Origin of the sequence: Ferrovum myxofaciens, assembly GCF_013181415.1 — a bacterium.
Classification (GTDB): Bacteria; Pseudomonadota; Gammaproteobacteria; order Burkholderiales; family Ferrovaceae; genus Ferrovum; species Ferrovum myxofaciens.
Genome location: NZ_CP053676.1, coordinates 382,108 through 399,277, shown reverse-complemented (window position 1 = coordinate 399,277; position 17,170 = coordinate 382,108). Strand labels below are relative to the sequence as shown.

General features: G+C 53.7%; 18 protein-coding genes, 2 tRNA genes and 1 pseudogene. 17 read left to right on the top strand and 4 right to left on the bottom strand.

Going from position 1 to position 17,170, the window contains the following annotated elements; genetic code table 11:
- The first annotated feature begins 31 nt into the window (after window positions 1-31).
- The 15 genes from rpoE (at window position 32) to pgsA (ending at window position 14,354) form a co-directional block, all read left to right on the top strand.
- Window positions 32-760 (top strand): RNA polymerase sigma factor RpoE, encoded by a 729-nt coding sequence (gene rpoE / locus HO274_RS01875; RefSeq protein ID WP_273120931.1) that lies wholly within the window; start codon window positions 32-34, stop codon window positions 758-760.
- Window positions 754-1,275 (top strand): sigma-E factor negative regulatory protein, encoded by a 522-nt coding sequence (locus HO274_RS01870; protein WP_273120929.1) that lies wholly within the window; start codon window positions 754-756, stop codon window positions 1,273-1,275. The genes rpoE and HO274_RS01870 overlap by 7 nt, the downstream gene beginning before the upstream one ends.
- A gap of 29 nt (window positions 1,276-1,304) precedes the next feature.
- The gene (locus tag HO274_RS01865; protein WP_273120926.1) at window positions 1,305-2,300 is read left to right on the top strand and encodes a MucB/RseB C-terminal domain-containing protein; all 996 of its coding nucleotides are present in this window, start codon (window positions 1,305-1,307) and stop codon (window positions 2,298-2,300) included.
- Window positions 2,300-3,682: a Do family serine endopeptidase gene (locus HO274_RS01860; RefSeq protein ID WP_273120923.1), complete on the top strand. Its 1,383-nt coding sequence runs from the start codon at window positions 2,300-2,302 to the stop codon at window positions 3,680-3,682. Before HO274_RS01865 ends, HO274_RS01860 begins: the two co-directional genes overlap by 1 nt.
- A gap of 125 nt (window positions 3,683-3,807) precedes the next feature.
- Window positions 3,808-5,601: a translation elongation factor 4 gene (lepA, locus tag HO274_RS01855; protein ID WP_273120920.1), complete on the top strand. Its 1,794-nt coding sequence runs from the start codon at window positions 3,808-3,810 to the stop codon at window positions 5,599-5,601.
- A complete protein-coding gene (gene lepB / locus HO274_RS01850) occupies window positions 5,601-6,578 on the top strand; it encodes a signal peptidase I (RefSeq protein ID WP_082783101.1) in 978 nt (325 codons plus the stop codon). Before lepA ends, lepB begins: the two co-directional genes overlap by 1 nt.
- Window positions 6,579-6,590: 12 nt before the next feature.
- Complete coding sequence (gene rnc, locus HO274_RS01845) at window positions 6,591-7,262, top strand: ribonuclease III (RefSeq protein WP_197456322.1); 672 nt, start codon at window positions 6,591-6,593, stop codon at window positions 7,260-7,262.
- A gap of 2 nt (window positions 7,263-7,264) precedes the next feature.
- Complete coding sequence (gene era, locus HO274_RS01840; RefSeq protein ID WP_031596126.1) at window positions 7,265-8,143, top strand: GTPase Era; 879 nt, start codon at window positions 7,265-7,267, stop codon at window positions 8,141-8,143.
- On the top strand, window positions 8,133-8,861 hold the full coding sequence (recO, locus tag HO274_RS01835) for a DNA repair protein RecO (protein WP_031596125.1): 729 nt from the start codon (window positions 8,133-8,135) through the stop codon (window positions 8,859-8,861). Before era ends, recO begins: the two co-directional genes overlap by 11 nt.
- The gene (pdxJ, locus tag HO274_RS01830) at window positions 8,858-9,583 is read left to right on the top strand and encodes a pyridoxine 5'-phosphate synthase (protein WP_031596124.1); all 726 of its coding nucleotides are present in this window, start codon (window positions 8,858-8,860) and stop codon (window positions 9,581-9,583) included. Before recO ends, pdxJ begins: the two co-directional genes overlap by 4 nt.
- Entirely contained in the window at window positions 9,580-9,960 is a 381-nt protein-coding gene (gene acpS / locus HO274_RS01825) for a holo-ACP synthase (RefSeq protein WP_031596123.1), read from the top strand. Before pdxJ ends, acpS begins: the two co-directional genes overlap by 4 nt.
- Window positions 9,957-10,979, top strand: a complete 1,023-nt coding sequence (gene nagZ / locus HO274_RS01820) for a beta-N-acetylhexosaminidase (protein ID WP_273120912.1) — start codon at window positions 9,957-9,959, stop codon at window positions 10,977-10,979. Before acpS ends, nagZ begins: the two co-directional genes overlap by 4 nt.
- Window positions 10,942-11,946 (top strand): cation diffusion facilitator family transporter, encoded by a 1,005-nt coding sequence (locus HO274_RS01815; protein WP_273120910.1) that lies wholly within the window; start codon window positions 10,942-10,944, stop codon window positions 11,944-11,946. Before nagZ ends, HO274_RS01815 begins: the two co-directional genes overlap by 38 nt.
- The gene (gene uvrC / locus HO274_RS01810; protein ID WP_031596119.1) at window positions 11,943-13,766 is read left to right on the top strand and encodes an excinuclease ABC subunit UvrC; all 1,824 of its coding nucleotides are present in this window, start codon (window positions 11,943-11,945) and stop codon (window positions 13,764-13,766) included. The genes HO274_RS01815 and uvrC overlap by 4 nt, the downstream gene beginning before the upstream one ends.
- Window positions 13,767-13,778: 12 nt before the next feature.
- Window positions 13,779-14,354: a CDP-diacylglycerol--glycerol-3-phosphate 3-phosphatidyltransferase gene (gene pgsA / locus HO274_RS01805; protein WP_031596117.1), complete on the top strand. Its 576-nt coding sequence runs from the start codon at window positions 13,779-13,781 to the stop codon at window positions 14,352-14,354.
- A 7-nt stretch (window positions 14,355-14,361) separates the two neighbouring features.
- Here pgsA and HO274_RS13475 read toward each other — a convergent pair whose 3' ends face one another.
- Together HO274_RS13475 and HO274_RS13470 are read right to left on the bottom strand one after the other, a co-directional pair.
- Complete coding sequence (locus HO274_RS13475) at window positions 14,362-14,775, bottom strand: CZB domain-containing protein (protein ID WP_227509444.1); 414 nt, start codon at window positions 14,773-14,775, stop codon at window positions 14,362-14,364.
- Between the two features lie 45 nt (window positions 14,776-14,820).
- Window positions 14,821-15,246 (bottom strand): annotated as a pseudogene (locus tag HO274_RS13470) (methyl-accepting chemotaxis protein); the annotation flags it as partial.
- 385 nt (window positions 15,247-15,631) lie between these two features.
- Here HO274_RS13470 and HO274_RS01795 point away from each other — a divergent pair.
- Both HO274_RS01795 and HO274_RS01790 read left to right on the top strand, forming a co-directional pair.
- A tRNA-Gly gene (locus HO274_RS01795) sits at window positions 15,632-15,707 on the top strand.
- 17 nt (window positions 15,708-15,724) lie between these two features.
- Window positions 15,725-15,798 (top strand) — tRNA-Cys (locus tag HO274_RS01790).
- Window positions 15,799-15,812: 14 nt separating this feature from the next.
- Here HO274_RS01790 and HO274_RS01785 read toward each other — a convergent pair.
- Together HO274_RS01785 and HO274_RS01780 are read right to left on the bottom strand one after the other, a co-directional pair.
- Window positions 15,813-16,757 carry a PA2778 family cysteine peptidase gene (locus HO274_RS01785; RefSeq protein WP_051862007.1) on the bottom strand — a complete coding sequence of 315 codons (945 nt, stop codon included), beginning with the start codon at window positions 16,755-16,757 and terminating at the stop codon, window positions 15,813-15,815.
- A complete protein-coding gene (locus HO274_RS01780; protein ID WP_051862006.1) occupies window positions 16,750-17,148 on the bottom strand; it encodes a PA2779 family protein in 399 nt (132 codons plus the stop codon). The genes HO274_RS01785 and HO274_RS01780 overlap by 8 nt, the downstream gene beginning before the upstream one ends.
- Window positions 17,149-17,170 lie beyond the last annotated feature (22 nt).

Genomic DNA, 17,170 nt, shown 5'->3' with positions numbered 1-17,170 from the left:
TTGGATGAGGAAATGGTCAACGGAGGACAGGATGCAAACCGACAACAAGGATGATGCCATGCCCCCACAAACCTCTGCGCGCGTGTTATCCCTGGCTTCCCACCCTGGTGGGCGCTCTCCCGCCGGGGACTCTGGGGCACAGGAATCCGTGGTTTTGGCGCCTGTACCCACCGAACGGGAAATCGACCAACAGTTGGTGGAGCGAGCGCAGCGTGGGGATAAGTTGGCTTTTGAGTTATTGGTCATCAAGTATCAGCGCAAGTTGCTGCGCTTGGTGGGACGACTGGTTCGTGATCCGGCGGAAGCCGAGGATGTGACGCAGGATGCTTTCATCAAGGCTTACCGCGCATTGGGTTCCTTTCGTGGGGACTCGGCTTTTTATACCTGGCTTTACCGCATCGGTGTCAATACTGCAAAAAACCATCTCATGAATCAGGGGCGTCGCATGCCCGCATCCATCGGGGTGGAAGAAGCCGAATACTATGAAGGCAATGATCTCCTTCAGGACGTGAATACCCCGGAGGCAGAGTTATTGAGTCGCGAGATAGCGCGTACCGTTAACGACAGTATGGAAGCGCTTCCGGAAGAGTTGAAAACGGCCATTCGTTTGAGAGAAATCGAAGGGCTGTCCTACGAAGACATTGCAACCATGATGAATTGTCCGATCGGAACGGTGCGTTCCCGTATATTTCGGGCCCGAGAAGCCATTTCGCATAAATTGAAACCCTTGTTGGAGGTTTTGGGGAGCAAAAGATGGTAATGGAAGATATGGAACTGGAGCGCTTGTCAGCGGCCATGGATGGGGAGTTGGACGATGAGAAACTACCTCGGTTGCTGGGGGGATGCCGTCACGATCCAGACTTGCAGCAGTCATGGCACGCCTTTCATTTAATCGGCGAAACGTTGCGTGATTCCCGGTTGCCCCCGGCGCGCTTGCACAGCCGGATAGCTCAGGCACTCAAGGACGAACCGACGGTACTGGTGCTCGGTAAATCCTCCATGGCCCCCCCCCTGCCGCTGGATGGGGTGTCACAACGACGCTGGTTGGCCATGGCTGCTGCCATTGCCGTTGTGGTCTTGACCACTGCCTTGCTCCGACCAGGTTTGCCGAATAATCCGGTTATCGCCCAAAACGGGCAAAGTGCGCCTGCCGCGATTGAAAACGGTGTTTCTGACAAGGATATTCAGACCTTCGTCGCATTGCATCGGCAGGGTTCCCCTTTGTCTGAGTTTCAAACCGTTGATTATACACCACAAACAATTGCTCAACGATAGTGGGTACGGGAAGAGCAGGTTTCTCGATCATGAAGGTACTTGGCAAAGGGATCATTCCTGTCATCGGATTGCTGATTAGTGGGGTGGGGCAGGCTGGATCCGAACCCGAACCCGTCGGTGAGTCGCTTTCTTTGCTCAGTCGCTTGAGCCATGCGGCCCATGATCAATCCTACCGAGGTACCTATGTGGTTCAGAGGGGCAGCGAAATAGAATCATCCAAAATCCTGCATGCCCGCATTCACGGAGAGGAACTGACTCGCATCGAGGTGCTGGATGGGCGTCCTCGGGAAATCACTCGGGATGGCAAGGAAACACGCTGCTACTACCCGGTACAACACAAGATTCGCATCGAGAAAGGTTATACCCGGCATCTTTTCCCGGCCCTGATAGAAGTTCCCTATGAGCAATACCTCCGATATTATGATGTTTCCCAGGTCGGAATGAATCGCGTGGCAGGACGGGAGTGTCGGCGCATCTTGCTCCGCGCACGGGACCGTCAGCGCTTCGATCACGAGTTTTGTGCGGATGTGGATACGGATTTGATCCTCAAGGCAGTAACCTATGATCAGCACCATGAACCTTTGGAAACCTTACTTTTTACTGAAGTTTCCGAGGATGATCCTATGTCGGCAGAACTTCTGAAACCCACTTATCCGGACTCAATCCAATGGAAAAAAGTTTTTTTCCCTCCCCCGGTGGCGGATCATCTGTCCTATCAGTGGGATATTCAGGCGTTGCCTCCGGGTTTCAGTAAAATTCTGCAGATGTCCATTCAATCCACGGCGGTGCCGGGAGCACCCTTCGAACATCTTGTGTTTTCTGATGGGTTATCTTCCTTTTCCGTATTCATCAGGCCATTACAAGGGGAAGGCTTCCGCCCAGTACAGGCCCGAATTCAATCCAGTGCACTGAGTTATTATTCCGGAACGGTGGGGCAACATCGCATCGTGGTGGTAGGAGAAGTGCCTCAGGAGGTTGTCACCGCCATAGGACAATCCATGACTATAACGGAGGAAACACACTGATGAAACGATTGTTACTGCTTGGACTATTGGTGCTGGGTACGGGACTGGTGCAGGCCGAAAATCTGCCTGACTTTACCGACATCGTAGATCATGAATCCAATACGGTGGTCAATATCAGCGCCATCACCAAGGCGCCTGCCGAAGGGGAAACCAACTCGAAGGTTCCCGAACACGATCCCATGCTCGAGTTTTTCCGCAATTTTGGCATCCCCGTACCTGAAATGGGACCCCAAGGTTCGGGGATGGAATCCAGTTCCATGGGATCTGGCTTTATCATTCGTCCGGATGGTTACATTCTGACCAACGGTCATGTGGTTCAGGGCGCAGATGAAGTGACCGTCAAATTGCTCGACAAACGTGAATTCAAGGCCAAAGTCATCGGCATCGATCCTAAAACAGATGTGGCTCTGCTCAAGATCGATGCCACTGGTTTGCCCACCGTCAAGGCAGGGGATCCCGCCAAGGCCCGGGTTGGCGAGTGGGTAGTGGCAATTGGTGCGCCCTTTGGTTTCGAGAGCACTGTGACCAAAGGGATCATCAGTGCCAAAGGACGATCACTCCCTCAGGAAACCCTGGTACCCTTCATCCAGACTGATGTGCCCATTAATCCCGGTAATTCAGGAGGCCCGCTTTTCGACATGAAAGGAGAGGTGATCGGCATCAATTCCCAGATCTACAGCCGGACGGGGGGGTACATGGGATTGTCTTTTGCCATTCCCATCGATGTGGCACTTCAGGTAGCCGATGAGTTGCGTCTTCATGGCAAGGTGAGCCGGGGTTGGTTGGGTGTGGTCATTCAGGAAGTGACCAAGGAACTGGCGGATTCCTTTGGTTTGCCCAAGGCAGAAGGCGCGTTGGTGGTGTCCGTACAGAAGGGATCTCCCGCAGAACGGGCCGGTATTCAACCCGGCGATATCATTCTCCGCTTCGATGGAAAGACAGTGAATAATCAAACCGATTTGCCGCGCATCGTCAGTGCGGTAAAATCCGGATCCGGGGTTTCTGCCGTGATCTGGCGTAAGGGTGCCGAGCGTTCACTGCAAGTGTTGGTGGGGAATATGCCAGCCGAAAAAATCGCGCGGGGCGAGGGCAGAGGAACGACCCACGGGGGGAAACCCACCGGACCAGCGGTCCGATTGGGACTGGCAGTGACGGATCCGGGGGAGGGACAGGAGGGAGTTGTTATTGAAGGAGTGCGGGGTGAGGCAGCTCAGGTCGGTTTGGAGCCTGGCGACCAGATTCTCTCGCTGAACAACAATGAGTGCCATTCGGTCCGAGAATTCAACCAGTTGGTGGAAAAAATCAAGGGGCCGGTGCGTGTGGCATTGCTCGTCAAACGGGGAGATAGCCCCCCGGAATTTGTCACCCTTCCCCTGCAATGAGTTCTAACAGTATGAGTATTCTGGATTTCAGGCTAGAATAGCGGGTCTGCGGGCGCTGCTCCAGCGCTCCTTACCCGGAAGGGCATCGCTCTGGATGCCCTTTTTTTGTCTACACAGGAAGCAGGATGTCATTGATTCGCAATTTTTCTATCATTGCTCACATCGATCACGGCAAGTCCACTCTGGCCGACCGATTGATCCAATTGTGCGGCGGTTTGTCGGCTCGCGAAATGGAGGCTCAGGTCCTCGACAGCATGGATCTGGAACGAGAGCGAGGCATCACGATCAAGGCCCAGACTGCTGCCCTCGCATACAAGGCCAGAGATGGGCAGACCTACCGCATCAATCTGATCGATACCCCCGGGCACGTGGATTTTTCCTATGAAGTCTCCCGTTCCCTGGCAGCCTGTGAAGGGGCCATCCTGGTGGTGGATGCCTCTCAGGGTGTGGAAGCTCAGACCGTGGCCAATTGTTACACCGCCATCGAGCAGGGGGTGGAAGTTTTTCCGGTGCTCAACAAAATCGACTTGCCTTCTGCCGAACCCGAGCGGGTGATGGCGGAAATCGAGGATATCATCGGCATTTCAGCGACCAATGCCCTGCAGATCAGCGCCAAGACCGGATTTGGCGTGGAGGAAGTTCTGGAAGCCGTCATTGCCCGTATTCCTGCACCGAAGGGTTCCGTGGATGCTCCGCTCAAAGCCCTCATCATCGATTCCTGGTTTGATAACTATGTCGGGGTAGTGATGTTGGTGCGAGTGATGGAAGGGCAATTGCGTCCCCGTGACAAGATACTATTGATGTCCACACACTCCACTCATTTGTGTGAGCAAGTCGGGGTATTCACACCCAAGTCATTGTCTCGAGAATCTCTGGGTGCCGGGGAGGTGGGGTTTGTCATTGCAGGCATTCGGGAATTGCAAGCCGCCCGAGTCGGGGATACCTTGACGCTGGCATTGCGTCCGGCTGAAACCGCCTTGCCTGGTTTTAAAGAAATAAAACCACAGGTATTTGCGGGCCTCTATCCCGTAGAGACCAACCAGTATGAAGCGCTCCGTGATGCACTGGAAAAACTTCGCTTGAATGATTCATCCCTTCACTTCGAACCGGAAACTTCACAAGCGCTGGGATTCGGATTTCGCTGCGGTTATCTGGGCCTGCTCCACATGGAAATAGTTCAGGAGCGATTGGAGCGTGAATATGACATGGATCTCATTACCACGGCACCCACCGTGGTTTATGAAGTAGTATTGCAGGATGGGAGCCTGATAGAAATCGAGAATCCGGCGCGTTTGCCTGATCCCTCCAAAATCGCCGAGATTCGGGAACCCATCATCACGGCTACCATGTTGTTACCCCAAGACTATGTGGGACCCGTGATCACCCTGTGTAATCTGAAACGCGGCGTTCAGTTGGACATGCAATACTCAGGTCGGCAGGTGGTGCTTACCTATGAGTTGCCGTTGAATGAAGTAGTCATGGACTTTTTTGACCGGCTTAAATCCGTCAGCCGTGGCTATGCTTCCTTGGACTATGAATTCAAGAGTTTCCGTGCGGCCGATTTGGTCAAATTGGATATTCTCATCAATGGGGAGCGGGTGGATGCCTTGTCTCTGGTGGTTCATCGGGCCAACAGCCAGTACCGTGGGCGGGAATTGGTGGCCAAGATGCGCGAGTTGATCCCTCGGCAGATGTTCGATGTGGCCGTACAGGCAGCCATCGGCGCCCACATCATCGCGCGCGAGAATGTCAAGGCCCTGCGCAAGAACGTATTGGCCAAATGCTATGGGGGTGACATTTCGCGTAAGCGAAAGTTACTGGAAAAACAAAAGGCCGGAAAAAAACGTATGAAACAGGTGGGCAATGTGGAAATTCCTCAGGAAGCCTTCCTGGCCATCCTGAAAGTGGAGAACAAGTGATGGATCTGTTTTATTGGGGGATCGCAGGCCTCATTCTGTCCGTGCCCGTGGTGGGTTGGGACTTATTCTCGCATCGGCGTCAGACCTCCTTGAGTCCGGCTCTGAGCAATCTGATTCAAGGTGCCTGGTTGCTCCTGTTCGTGTGCGGGTTTGGTCTCTTGCTCAAGATTACCGGGTTTTCGGAAATTCTTCTCTCCGCCAGTATTCTGACGGGACTGGTGGTGGGTTGGGACTGGTGGCGCTGGCGCCGGGGGGGGCGGGTGGAAGCTCATCAGGATGCGCCCTGGCTGGAAATTTCAAAAAGTTTCTTCCCGGTCATTCTGGCGGTATTCGTGGTCCGATCTTTTCTATTCGAACCTTTCAAGATTCCCTCGGGATCCATGATTCCTACCCTGCGCATTGGCGACTTTATCCTTGTCAACAAGTTTGATTATGGCCTGCGTCTGCCCATCACCAATCGGGTATTTATTCCCGTGCACCGGCCGCAACGGGGCGATGTCATGGTCTTCAAATATCCGAAGGATCCTTCCACCAACTATATCAAGCGGGTGGTGGGGTTACCGGGAGATGTGGTGACCTATATCAACAAGCACTTGATCATCAATGGTCAGGAAGTTCCCACTGTCCGCGATGGAAACTTCGGGGATGTGGATCAACCTTTGACCTATGCTACATTCAATCATTACACGGAGAAACTGGGGACTCATCTCCATGAAATGATTACCCTTGACGGACAAGTTCCCGTATTTCTTGCCGAGGTTCGTGATTTTCCCTTCCGTTCGGCTTGCGTATATGGAGATGAAGGATTTACCTGCAAGGTTCCCCAAGGGCAATATTTCATGATGGGGGATAACCGTGACCGCAGTTCGGACAGCCGCTACTGGGGCTTTGTTCCAGATGAAAATATTGTAGGCAAGGCGGTACTGGTGTGGATGAATTTTCAGGATCTCCACCGGATCGGGCGTTCCATTCCCTGATGCGGACCTGACGTGACTTCTCCCACAGGTTTGGAACAACGACTCGGTTATACTTTTCAGGATGCTGCCCTGCTCAGGCAAGCCTTGACCCACCGCAGTCACTCTAACCTTCACAACGAGCGGTTGGAATTTCTGGGAGATGCCGTTCTCAATCTGGTGGCTGCTCAAGTTCTCTACGAACGGCATCCGCATTGGGATGAAGGTGAATTGAGCCGAGTTCGTTCGCTTCTGGTCAATCGGGAAGCTCTCTTTCGCATGGCTCAGTTTCTTGACCTAGCTCCTGTGATCCGATTGGGTAGTGGTGAACTGCAAGGTGGGGGAAGGCAGCGTTCCTCCATTCTTGCAGACACCATGGAAGCCGTTTTCGGAGCTCTCTACCAGGATGGCGGGTTGACTGTGGCGATTCCGCTCATCATCCGTCTTTTGGAACAGGCTGGACTGGATTCCGCTGCGCTTCAGCAAGGTGGCAATAAAGATGGAAAAACCCGTCTTCAGGAATGGCTGCAGGCGCGTCATCATCCTTTACCTGTCTACGAATTGCTGGCACGCGAAGGGGTGGATCATGCCCCCCATTTCCGGGTTCGTTGTCAGATGCAGGGCAAGGAAGCCTTAGGGGAGGGGAGAAGTCGGCGCGATGCTGAACAGCAGGCTGCCCTCAATATCCTTCAACAACTGGAGACCTGATCATGCGTGTCGGTCGCATTGCCCTGGTAGGGCGTCCTAATGTGGGTAAATCCACGCTTCTCAATCAATTAGTGGGGCAGAAGCTGAGCATTACTTCGCGCCGGGCACAGACCACGCGTGTTCAGGTCCAAGGAATCCTGACCATGCCAGAAGTCCAGATGATCTTTGTGGATACCCCTGGTTTTCAGCAGCAGTATGGAGGAATGCTATACCGTTCCATGAATCGAAGTGTGACTGATGCGCTGGGAACCGTGGATCAGGTGGTCATGGTGGTGGAAGCACTGCGCTGGACTCCTGCAGATCAAGCCATTCTGCTGCAGATTCCTGCAGGGATACGTCCCTTGCTGGTAATCAACAAGGTGGATCGGGTTGCTTCTTCAGAGCGGATGATTCCCTATTTGCAGGCAAGACAGGAAGAAACACGGTTTTCTGCCATTTTCCCGGTCAGTGCCTTGCAGCGTTCCTGCCTGGACCCTCTGGTCCGGTATCTCGGCCAACATCTGCCAGAAGGCCCTCTCCAATATGAACCGGATCAGGTCAGTGATAGAACGGAACGCTTTTTTGTAGGGGAATTCATTAGAGAACAACTTTTTCGCCAACTGGGAGACGAATTGCCCTATGCCACGGCAGTGATGATCGATCGATATGTTCAGGAAGAGCGTTTGATTCGAATTGAAGCCACGCTGTTGGTGGATAATCCGGGCCAAAAAGCTATCCTCATCGGTCAGCAGGGCAGTCGTCTCAAGGCCATCGGCACTGCTGCCCGTCTGCAAATCGAAAAATTTCTGGAATCGAAGGTTTATCTCGGTTTGTGGGTCAAGGTCAAGAGCGGTTGGGCTGAAGATGGAACCTTGCTCAAACAACTGGGTCATGACTTCTGAAAAACGCGGGACGACCCACGAAGATCAGGGCTTCGTTCTCCATACCACTCCTTGGCGCGAAACCAGTCTGGTGGTGGAGGTTCTTACCCCGCACAACGGACGAATTTCTCTGGTAGCCAAGGGCGTCCGACGCCCCCGTGCTGCCCTGCGCGGGGTATTGCAACCCTTCCAACCCCTTCATCTGGTATGGTACGGCCAGGAAGGACTGCGCATTCTGAAAAGTGCTGAATGGCAAGGGGGACAACCTTTATTGCAGGGACGGGCATTATTTTGTGGATTTTATCTCAATGAATTGCTTTTTCGTATGGTGGTTCCGGAGGATAATCAGGAACTTCTGTTCGAGTCCTACGGACGGGCATTGTTCCGTTTGGCGCTGGAGCCGACACAGGAACCCATTTTGCGGACATTTGAGTATGAATTATTGCAAAGTCTGGGGGTTGCCCCCGTTCTGGATCGGGAATCTCTGACAAACCTGCCCGTGGTTGCTGAAGTTCTTTATGGTTTGGATCGGGATGGTGCAGTCGTCCGGCTCGGACCGGGCCAGGAGAATGCAGTACAATGCCACGGCAAGACCCTGCTGGACATGGCCAAAGGTAACTATGGGGACCCACGTTCCGCCCAGGAATGTAAGCGGGTCATGCGCTGGTTGCTCCAGGTTCATTTGGGAGGGCAAGAATTGCATACCCGTCGTATTCTTCAGGAGATTCCCACGTTATGATCCAACTGGGCGTAAATATCGATCATATTGCCACGCTTCGTCAGGCTCGTGGCACCCGTTATCCCAGTCCGGTACGAGCCGCATTGCTGGCCGAATATGCCGGTGCTGATGCCATTACTCTGCACCTGCGTGAGGATCGACGTCACATTCAGGACCGTGATCTGGAAATTCTGCGGGAGGTGTTGACCATTCGGATGAATCTGGAAATGGCAGTGACCGATGAAATGCTGGCCATCGCGACGCGCATCCGTCCCCATGACGCCTGTCTTGTACCGGAACGACGTCAGGAATTGACCACGGAAGGGGGATTGGACGTGGTTCAGCAGTTTGAACGGGTACGCCATGCCTGTACGGTTTTGGCGGCCGCAGGGGTGCGTGTTTCCCTGTTCATCAATGCGGATCGGGATCAACTGGAAGCGGCACGGGCTGCAGGCGCTCCGGTGGTGGAGTTGCACACCGGGCAGTATGCCGAAATGGATGGAGAAGAAGAGATACAAAAGGAGTTGGAACGGATTCGCAATGCTACCGAACTGGGCACCCGTCTGGGTCTGAGGGTCAATGCCGGGCATGGACTGAACTACCACAATACCCGACCGGTGGCAGCGTTACCCTTGATTCGTGAACTCAATATAGGTCATGCCATTGTGGCCCATGCACTTTTTGTAGGATGGGAAAGCGCAGTGCGTGAAATGAAAGCCCTCATTCTTGGGGCTACGGCATGATACTGGGCATGGGGGTAGATCTGGTTTCCCTGGAGCGGATCGACGGGGTATGGAAGCGTCATGGCGAACGCTTTCTGAAGTACCTTCTGACACCGGAAGAACAGACAGAGTTTTCTCGGCAAGCCGCCCCGGAACGCTTCCTTGCCAAACGTTTTGCCGCCAAGGAAGCCTTTTCCAAGGCGGTTGGAACGGGCATGCGCGCGCCGGTGCTGTGGCGGTCCATTGGAACAGCCCACAATGCGTTGGGCGCACCCCAACTGGTTTTTGAGGAACCGCTCGGAGTCTGGTTGCAGGCTAGAGGTATTACCCGAACCTGGCTTTCCATCACGGATGAAAAATCTCATGCATTTGCCTGCGTGGTGCTGGAGGGAACATGAATCCGGGACCTGTGATGCTGGATGTTGCCGGGCTAGAACTTCGGCCCGAAGAAAAGGATCTATTGCGTCATCCTGCAACTGGGGGAATCATCCTTTTTTCGCGTAATTATGAGAATTCGGCACAGGTTACCCATTTGATCCGTTCCCTGCGCGCCGTGCGTCCCGAATTGCTGGTGGCGGTGGACCATGAGGGAGGCAGGGTGCAACGGTTTCGCGCAGAGATGACGGCGATCCCGGCCATGGGAAGCGTGGGTGCTCTCCATGAGCAGGATCCCGCGCGGGCCGAAGGATGGGCCACCGATTGTGGAACGGTCCTGGCCTGGGAACTGACCCAATTGGGGGTCGACTTTTCCTTTACGCCGGTTCTTGATCTCGATTATGGACGCAGTGCAGTGATTGGAAATCGTTCATTGCACCGTGAGCCAACGCGCGTTTGCGCCTTGGCTCGAGCTTTGGTACGGGGATTGCGTGGGCAGGGTATGAGTGCCGTGGTCAAACATTTTCCTGGTCATGGTCACGTGACTGTGGACTCCCACCTCGGTTTGCCTGTGGATGAACGCACCTGGGACGAACTGGAATCCGCCGATCTCATTCCATTCCGGGCGCTACTGGACTGTGCGGGAGTGGGGGCACTCATGCCGGCGCATGTTCTGTATTCTGCCATTGCACCGGAACCCGCCGGCTTTTCCCCCTTCTGGTTGCAGACACTGTTACGCCAACGCTGGGGATTCGAAGGCATGATCCTTAGCGATGATCTCACCATGGGTGGTGCCGTTACCTGGGGAGGAGGGGCGGAGGAACGTACCCACCTGGCCTTGGATGCGGGTTGCGATGCCGTTCTGGTGTGCAATGATGTATCAGCTTCTGAACAAGTGCTTGAAAGTTTGGAAAGAATTTATTTTTCGCCGCAACTTGAACAACGCTGGATGAAAATGCGCGCTACCTCCGATGCGCCACTTTTCCAACGGGAACGAGACTATCATGAGGCGCACCGGCGTCTTCAGGGCATGGAAGAATAACATGGGGTTGGGCCATCATTCCCATTCCCATGGACAGGGATCAGGACACCGGAGTCACACGAAGAGAGGAACGCAGCAGGCGCACCAGCATCACGATCCTGCGGACCATGTTCATCATGGAGCTCGTCCAGCCACGACTAGAGCCATGTTGGTTGCACTGATTCTGACGGTTGCCTTTGCCTTGGTAGAGGCTTTCACAGGATGGTGGTCGGGTTCCCTGGCGTTGCTTTCCGATGCGGGCCACATGGTTTCCGATGCACTGTCACTGGGCTTGGGAACTCTGGCGGTCTGGATCGGTAAACGACCCCCCACCCAACGTCACAGTTATGGTTTGCAACGGGCAGAAATCATCGCTGCGGCTCTGAATGGGTTATTGCTGCTGGGCGTGATCGGCATCATTTCGGTAGAAGCTTTTGAACGCATCACCCATCCTTCCCCCGTTCATCCCTTTCCCGTGATGGGGGTGGCCGTGCTGGGGATGATTTTGAATACCCTCAATGGCTGGATGTTGTCACGCATGGAAAAAGGGCTCAATACTCGAGCATTGCTGATCCATGTGTTGGGGGATTTTCTGGGCTCTTTGGCAGCCCTGATTGCGGGGTTCATCATCTGGCAAACAGGGTGGATGCCCATCGATCCCATTCTATCCCTGGTGGTTGCCGGTCTGATGCTTAACTCCACATTTCAGATTCTGTCTGAATCAGTGCACGTACTCATGGAAGGGGTACCCAAAACTGTTTCGTTGCATGAGGTCGGTGAACAACTGGCGCACACACCCGGGGTCATTGCAGTCCATGATCTGCACATCTGGACATTGACTTCTGGGATGATGGCACTTTCGGCGCATCTGGAGGTGGAGGCGCTGACCAACTGGCCGGAATTATTGACTCTTTTACGAGCCCGCCTGATCCATCAGCACGGCATCGAGCAGATTACACTGCAACCGGAATTGCGCCGTCCTGCATGACCAAACCAGGCTCTCTGGCCGACTACCGAGCCACACTCCCCAATCAACCCGGGGTCTATCGCTATTTCGACCACCAGGGAAAATTGCTTTATGTCGGTAAGGCGCGCCAATTAAAGCGGCGCGTGGATTCCTATTTTCAACGGGAATCGGAAAATCCGCGCATTCGTTTACTGGTTTCTCTGATTGCCACCATCGAAGTGACCCTCGTGACCTCTGAAACCGAGGCTCTCTTGCTGGAAAGCAATTTGATCAAGACTTATCGGCCCCGCTTCAACATCGTTTTTCGGGATGACAAAACCTACCCGTACCTTCAGTTGAGTTCTCATGAATTTCCCCGGCTTTCCTGGTATCGCGGAAAACTGCATCCTCCCCATCATTACTACGGTCCCTATCCCAATATCTGGGCGGCTCGCTCTGCACTTCAGTTTTTGCAGAAGCTATTTCTTTTAAGAACTTGTGATGAAAGCACTTTCAAGAATAGAACCCGCCCTTGTCTCGAGTATCAAATCAAGCGATGTTCTGCGCCTTGCGTCGGATTGATCGGAGCCGCCGAGTACGCTCTGGCCATTCAGCAAACCGAAGATTTTCTCAAGGGAAAGGAGCAGAGGATTTTGAATGACCTGCGAGACCGCATGAATCAAGAGGCCCAGGCATTGAATTTCGAGAATGCAGCACTTTTGCGTGATCGCATTTCCCTCATTCAACAGGTGCTCACCCAGCAAACCGTTTCCACAGGGGTGGCACGAGATGTGGATATATTAGCCCTGGTATGCCAAGAGCAGGAATTCGTTCTGAATTTGACCATGATTCGCCAAGGACGCCATATCGGCGACCGAAATCTGTTTCCCGATCATGCCGAGACCGCCACGGTTGCCCAGGTGATGGAAGCTTTTTTGACTCAACATTATGGAGAATATCCTCCCCCTGCCCAGATCATTTCAAATCATCCTGTGCCTTCTTCCGAATTGCTGCAGTGGATGAGCGAAAGAATTGGGCGGCGTATTTCGTGGGTCCAGGCTCCCCGTGGAATGCGTCGTGTCTGGTTGGAGGGAGCGCTGACCAATGCGCAACAGGCCTGGGCTCAGCACCAATCGCAGCGTCTGCACGAAGAACAACGCTTGCAGACACTACAGCAAGTGTTGGAACTGGACGCTCTACCCATGCGCATGGAATGTTTCGATATCAGTCATACGCAAGGCGAGGCAACGGTGGCTTCCTGTGTGGTTTTCCAGCAGGGCCGCCCCCACAAGCAATCCTATCGCCAATATCACATCGATGGCATCACTCCCGGAGATGATTATGGCGCCATGCGAGTCGCTCTGGAACGACGCTATCGAGATCGGGGGGAATCGCTTCCACTCCCTGATCTTCTTCTGATCGATGGTGGTAAAGGGCAACTCGCCGTGGCCACTGAGGTATTGCGGATCCTAGACCTGCAGATCCCCGTATTAAGCATTGCCAAGGGACCCGCCCGAAAGGTTGGCGCAGAGACTCTGTGGATACAAGGTCACGCTACCGAACGACATCTGGCTCCGGAAAATCTTGGTTTTCATTTGATTCAGGCGATTCGGGATGAAGCGCATCGTTTTGCCGTCTCTGGACATCGTCAGCGCCGTCAAAAACGCCAGGAACATTCATTGTTGCAGGATATTCCGGGCATAGGAGATAAACGCCGACATCTCTTATTGCAGCAATTTGGGGGGTTGAGGGGAGTGGAACGGGCCAGTGAAGCAGATATGGCGGCAGTTTCTGGCATTGGAGACGCTCTGGCCCGTAAAATATATGTGACTTTACATGGCGCACCGGACAGGAATGGGTAGAATGAGCACATCATGTTGATGACCATTCCCAATCTGCTCACGCTATTGCGCCTGCTACTGATCCCATTGTTCGTGGGCGTATCCTATTTTCCGGATCATTGGCTAGCGGTTCCTTACTCTGGACTGGCTGCGGCTGCTCTCTTTGTGCTCGCCGCTTTGACCGATGCTTTCGATGGTTACCTGGCGCGTCGCCTTAACCAGACCACTGCATTTGGAGCTTTTCTCGATCCTGTGGTAGATAAATTGATGGTCATGGCCGCCCTGATCGTTCTCGTAGACCTGCAACGCGCCCCCTCGGTTCTGGCTCTCATCATCATCGGTCGGGAAATCACCATTTCAGCCTTGCGCGAATGGATGGCTCATCTCGGCAAGAGTGCCAATGTCGCTGTTTCTACTTTGGGTAAAGTGAAAACTGCTGCACAGATGGTGGCAATCCCTTTTCTACTGTACGACCATCCCCTGTTCGGCTTCATTCCCTGTCACTGGATTGGTTCCTTCGCTCTTTGGGTGGCTTCCGCACTAACCTTGATCTCCATGGCCTACTATCTCCAAATGGCGATCAAGGCGGGAGCAGCCACCCGCACTTGAAGCATGCTTATTGTTCCTGAGTGGCGCAAAGAATGTCGCTGTGAGCCTCACTGCTGGCCGCCATCTTTTCCAGTCCGGTCATAACCCCCAGACTGGCGCTCTCCATCTTTTCCACATGATTGGCCACCAAGGCATGCTGACCTCCTTCATGAGCAGTCAGAGCACGAAGAGCATGCTCGTGTACCTGAACATGAGGTGCATCGATTTCACTGTAGCCTGGAAATTTTGAGAAATTTGCCCGTCCTTCCCCTTCGTAATACCATTTGCCCAGACGGCATTGGGTATGGTTGGAAAACTGGTGGGACTTTTCATGAGAAATCCCAAGCAAGACCCGATAAACGTGAAACTTGAAGACCAGGTGGTCGATCTTGGCCAGTTCACAAAAGGCGCGCAGGGCTGTTGCAGCAATGGCTTTCTCCATGCTGCTGGAGATATCCAGAACAGAACGCATGGTAGTGGCGGTTTCTTGACCTTCATGACTGTAGTCCACGGATTGTTGGGCTAACTGGGTCATTTGGGTGCGGCTGATGGAACTGTCGGAACGAATCTGTTCTACCAGACGAGAAATTTCTCCGGTGGCGTTAGCCGTCCGCTCTGCCAGTTTGCGCACCTCATCGGCAACCACTGCAAATCCACGTCCCTGTTCGCCAGCGCGGGCAGCCTCGATGGCCGCATTCAAGGCCAGCAGATTGGTTTGGTCAGCCACTTCCTTGATCAACTGAATGATCCGGATGATTTCCTGGGCTCGTCCATCGAGACGATCCACCTGTTCGGCTGTTTTCTGAGAAGCCGAGGACAGTGCGACCAAATTAGTGGAAATTCTTTCCACGGCGGTACGACTGGTGATCGAGACACCTTGGGCCTTGATCGCTTGTTCTTCCTCGCGCCGCATGGATTCGGACAATCCCGCAAAACTGGTTTGAACATCCGTGATGGAATGTCCGAAACTGTCCAAATGATGGAGTAAGGATTGTTTGAGCGCCAACTCCTGAACTTTTGATTGCAACTGACGTTCCTTGTCCTCCAGTAATCCTTGCAAACGTTCCACTTCGGACTGTTGTTGCTCCAACTGTTGCTCTAGCCCACGACGTTCCTTGTGCCACGCATCATCCTTCTTTTTATTAGAAAAAAACATGGATCCTCCAAATCATGATGTCATAAGAGGGCCACACGCCAAGCCCCATGGGTAATGTACCACTATTGGCCAGTGGTGAGATCACTAAATATGAAAGGGGATTTGACGCCAACTCAAGAGATGGTTAGAATGTTGATCTTTCGCGGGAGTAGCTCAGTTGGTAGAGCGCAACCTTGCCAAGGTTGAGGTCGCGAGTTCGAGACTCGTCTCCCGCTCCATTTTCATTCTTTCCCCAGGCGCGATAGCAAAGCGGTTATGCACTGGATTGCAAATCCATGTAGGTCGGTTCGACTCCGGCTCGCGCCTCCAACTCTTTCTTCGCCTTATTTTTCCTGCGTCTCGTTGATTTCCTTAAGGGTTTTTTCATAGAGAGAGCGATGAACATCGCCCAGTGACAGAGCCTTGGTGATCGCTTCACGGGCAGCCGGAAGGTTTCCCAGTGCGCGCCAGGTTTCCGCCAGATTATTAAAAGCATCGCCTTCCAAGGGGTGTGCCCGAGTGACTTCCTGGTAATCTACCAGCGCTTCCGGGTAACGATGGGCCTGAAAAGCCAGGGCACCCAATCCCATCCAGGCGCGGTAACTTTCCGGCCAGCGTGTCAGGGCGTTGTGATACCCCTGTGCAGCCAGATTGGGAGCAAAATTTTCCAGGGGCACAATCTGTGTCAGATAGGTATTTTCCGTGGCACTGGCAGGCACCGTGCCCGCAGCGGTAATAACCAGAGCCCAATTTCCTCCAGGGCGCCAGGATTTCTCAAATTCAGCAAAGGTCTCCGATAGACGTTCCTTTGTTCCGGAATGAAGCCATAGGGTTTGGGTGGGTAGGTCATATCCGATGACCACTGCATAGTGCCAACTCCCTTCCAGTAATCCGATCTTCTGCAAGATCAACACCGGATGGTCATGGGCGACTTCTATCAACAGCGCAGAAAGACTGGGTGTCAGAAGAAAAGGGATGAGGCCCTGCTGGCGAGTTGCCCCGATCAGGTCCAAGGGCAGAGAACCGTGCAAAGCGGGAGAGTACACATGGGGAACCAGTTCCTGGGGAGAAACCGGTTGTCCTGCCCAGGAGAGGCTACTGGCCAATGCGGCAGGTCCGCACCAATCCTTGTCATCCGGAAAAAAGGGTACCCGGGCGAGTATGACCGTGGAGGGGAGTGCCTCAGGCAATTCAGGAAGGGTCGGATGGGATGCGCATCCAGCCAACAGGAGGATCAGCGCTGCCCAAGCACCCGAAGGGAGACGCCAGCGCTGTAACGATTCAAACAATCAGAACGAGCAGGATTGCGACCAACAAGATGATGATGATGTCCGTGGTGGTCAAACTGGAGAAACTTCCTCCCGCCGGCATTTCCCGAATTTTATTGGCCAGATTCCGCGCTTCACTGTCGCTGAGCAGAGAGAGACGCTGAGCTGTAATGATAGAACCCAGACCTAATTCTTGAATCTTTTTCTGTACTTCAGCGCGGTCTACAAAGTGTTGTACGGCTTGACGGTCTTCATCGGGTGTCAGCGGGCGATTTGCATCGGGGGTTGCACTGGGCGAGGGAGCCGGGTTGAGTTGGGTGCTGGGAATGAGTTCGGCATGGGCCACCAGACTCCCCCCCAGCAAGGTAAGGGAACAGACATTAACGATCACGGTACGAATCCATGGTTTCATGACACTCTCCTTTCAAACTGGC

Bases quoted from the DNA above. Each gene is read 5' to 3' on its own strand.
- HO274_RS13475 (WP_227509444.1), bottom strand. From the start codon at position 14,775: ATGGAGAAAGCCATTGCTGCAACAGCCCTGCGCGCCTTTTGTGAACTG.
- acpS (WP_031596123.1), top strand. From the start codon at position 9,580: ATGATACTGGGCATGGGGGTAGATCTGGTTTCCCTGGAGCGGATCGAC.
- recO (WP_031596125.1), top strand. From the start codon at position 8,133: ATGACTTCTGAAAAACGCGGGACGACCCACGAAGATCAGGGCTTCGTT.
- nagZ (WP_273120912.1), top strand. From the start codon at position 9,957: ATGAATCCGGGACCTGTGATGCTGGATGTTGCCGGGCTAGAACTTCGG.
- HO274_RS01870 (WP_273120929.1), top strand. From the start codon at position 754: ATGGTAATGGAAGATATGGAACTGGAGCGCTTGTCAGCGGCCATGGAT.
- HO274_RS01865 (WP_273120926.1), top strand. From the start codon at position 1,305: ATGAAGGTACTTGGCAAAGGGATCATTCCTGTCATCGGATTGCTGATT.
- uvrC (WP_031596119.1), top strand. From the start codon at position 11,943: ATGACCAAACCAGGCTCTCTGGCCGACTACCGAGCCACACTCCCCAAT.
- HO274_RS01815 (WP_273120910.1), top strand. From the start codon at position 10,942: ATGAGGCGCACCGGCGTCTTCAGGGCATGGAAGAATAACATGGGGTTG.
- pdxJ (WP_031596124.1), top strand. From the start codon at position 8,858: ATGATCCAACTGGGCGTAAATATCGATCATATTGCCACGCTTCGTCAG.
- rpoE (WP_273120931.1), top strand. From the start codon at position 32: ATGCAAACCGACAACAAGGATGATGCCATGCCCCCACAAACCTCTGCG.
- era (WP_031596126.1), top strand. From the start codon at position 7,265: ATGCGTGTCGGTCGCATTGCCCTGGTAGGGCGTCCTAATGTGGGTAAA.
- lepA (WP_273120920.1), top strand. From the start codon at position 3,808: ATGTCATTGATTCGCAATTTTTCTATCATTGCTCACATCGATCACGGC.
- lepB (WP_082783101.1), top strand. From the start codon at position 5,601: ATGGATCTGTTTTATTGGGGGATCGCAGGCCTCATTCTGTCCGTGCCC.
- HO274_RS01860 (WP_273120923.1), top strand. From the start codon at position 2,300: ATGAAACGATTGTTACTGCTTGGACTATTGGTGCTGGGTACGGGACTG.
- pgsA (WP_031596117.1), top strand. From the start codon at position 13,779: ATGTTGATGACCATTCCCAATCTGCTCACGCTATTGCGCCTGCTACTG.
- HO274_RS01780 (WP_051862006.1), bottom strand. From the start codon at position 17,148: ATGAAACCATGGATTCGTACCGTGATCGTTAATGTCTGTTCCCTTACC.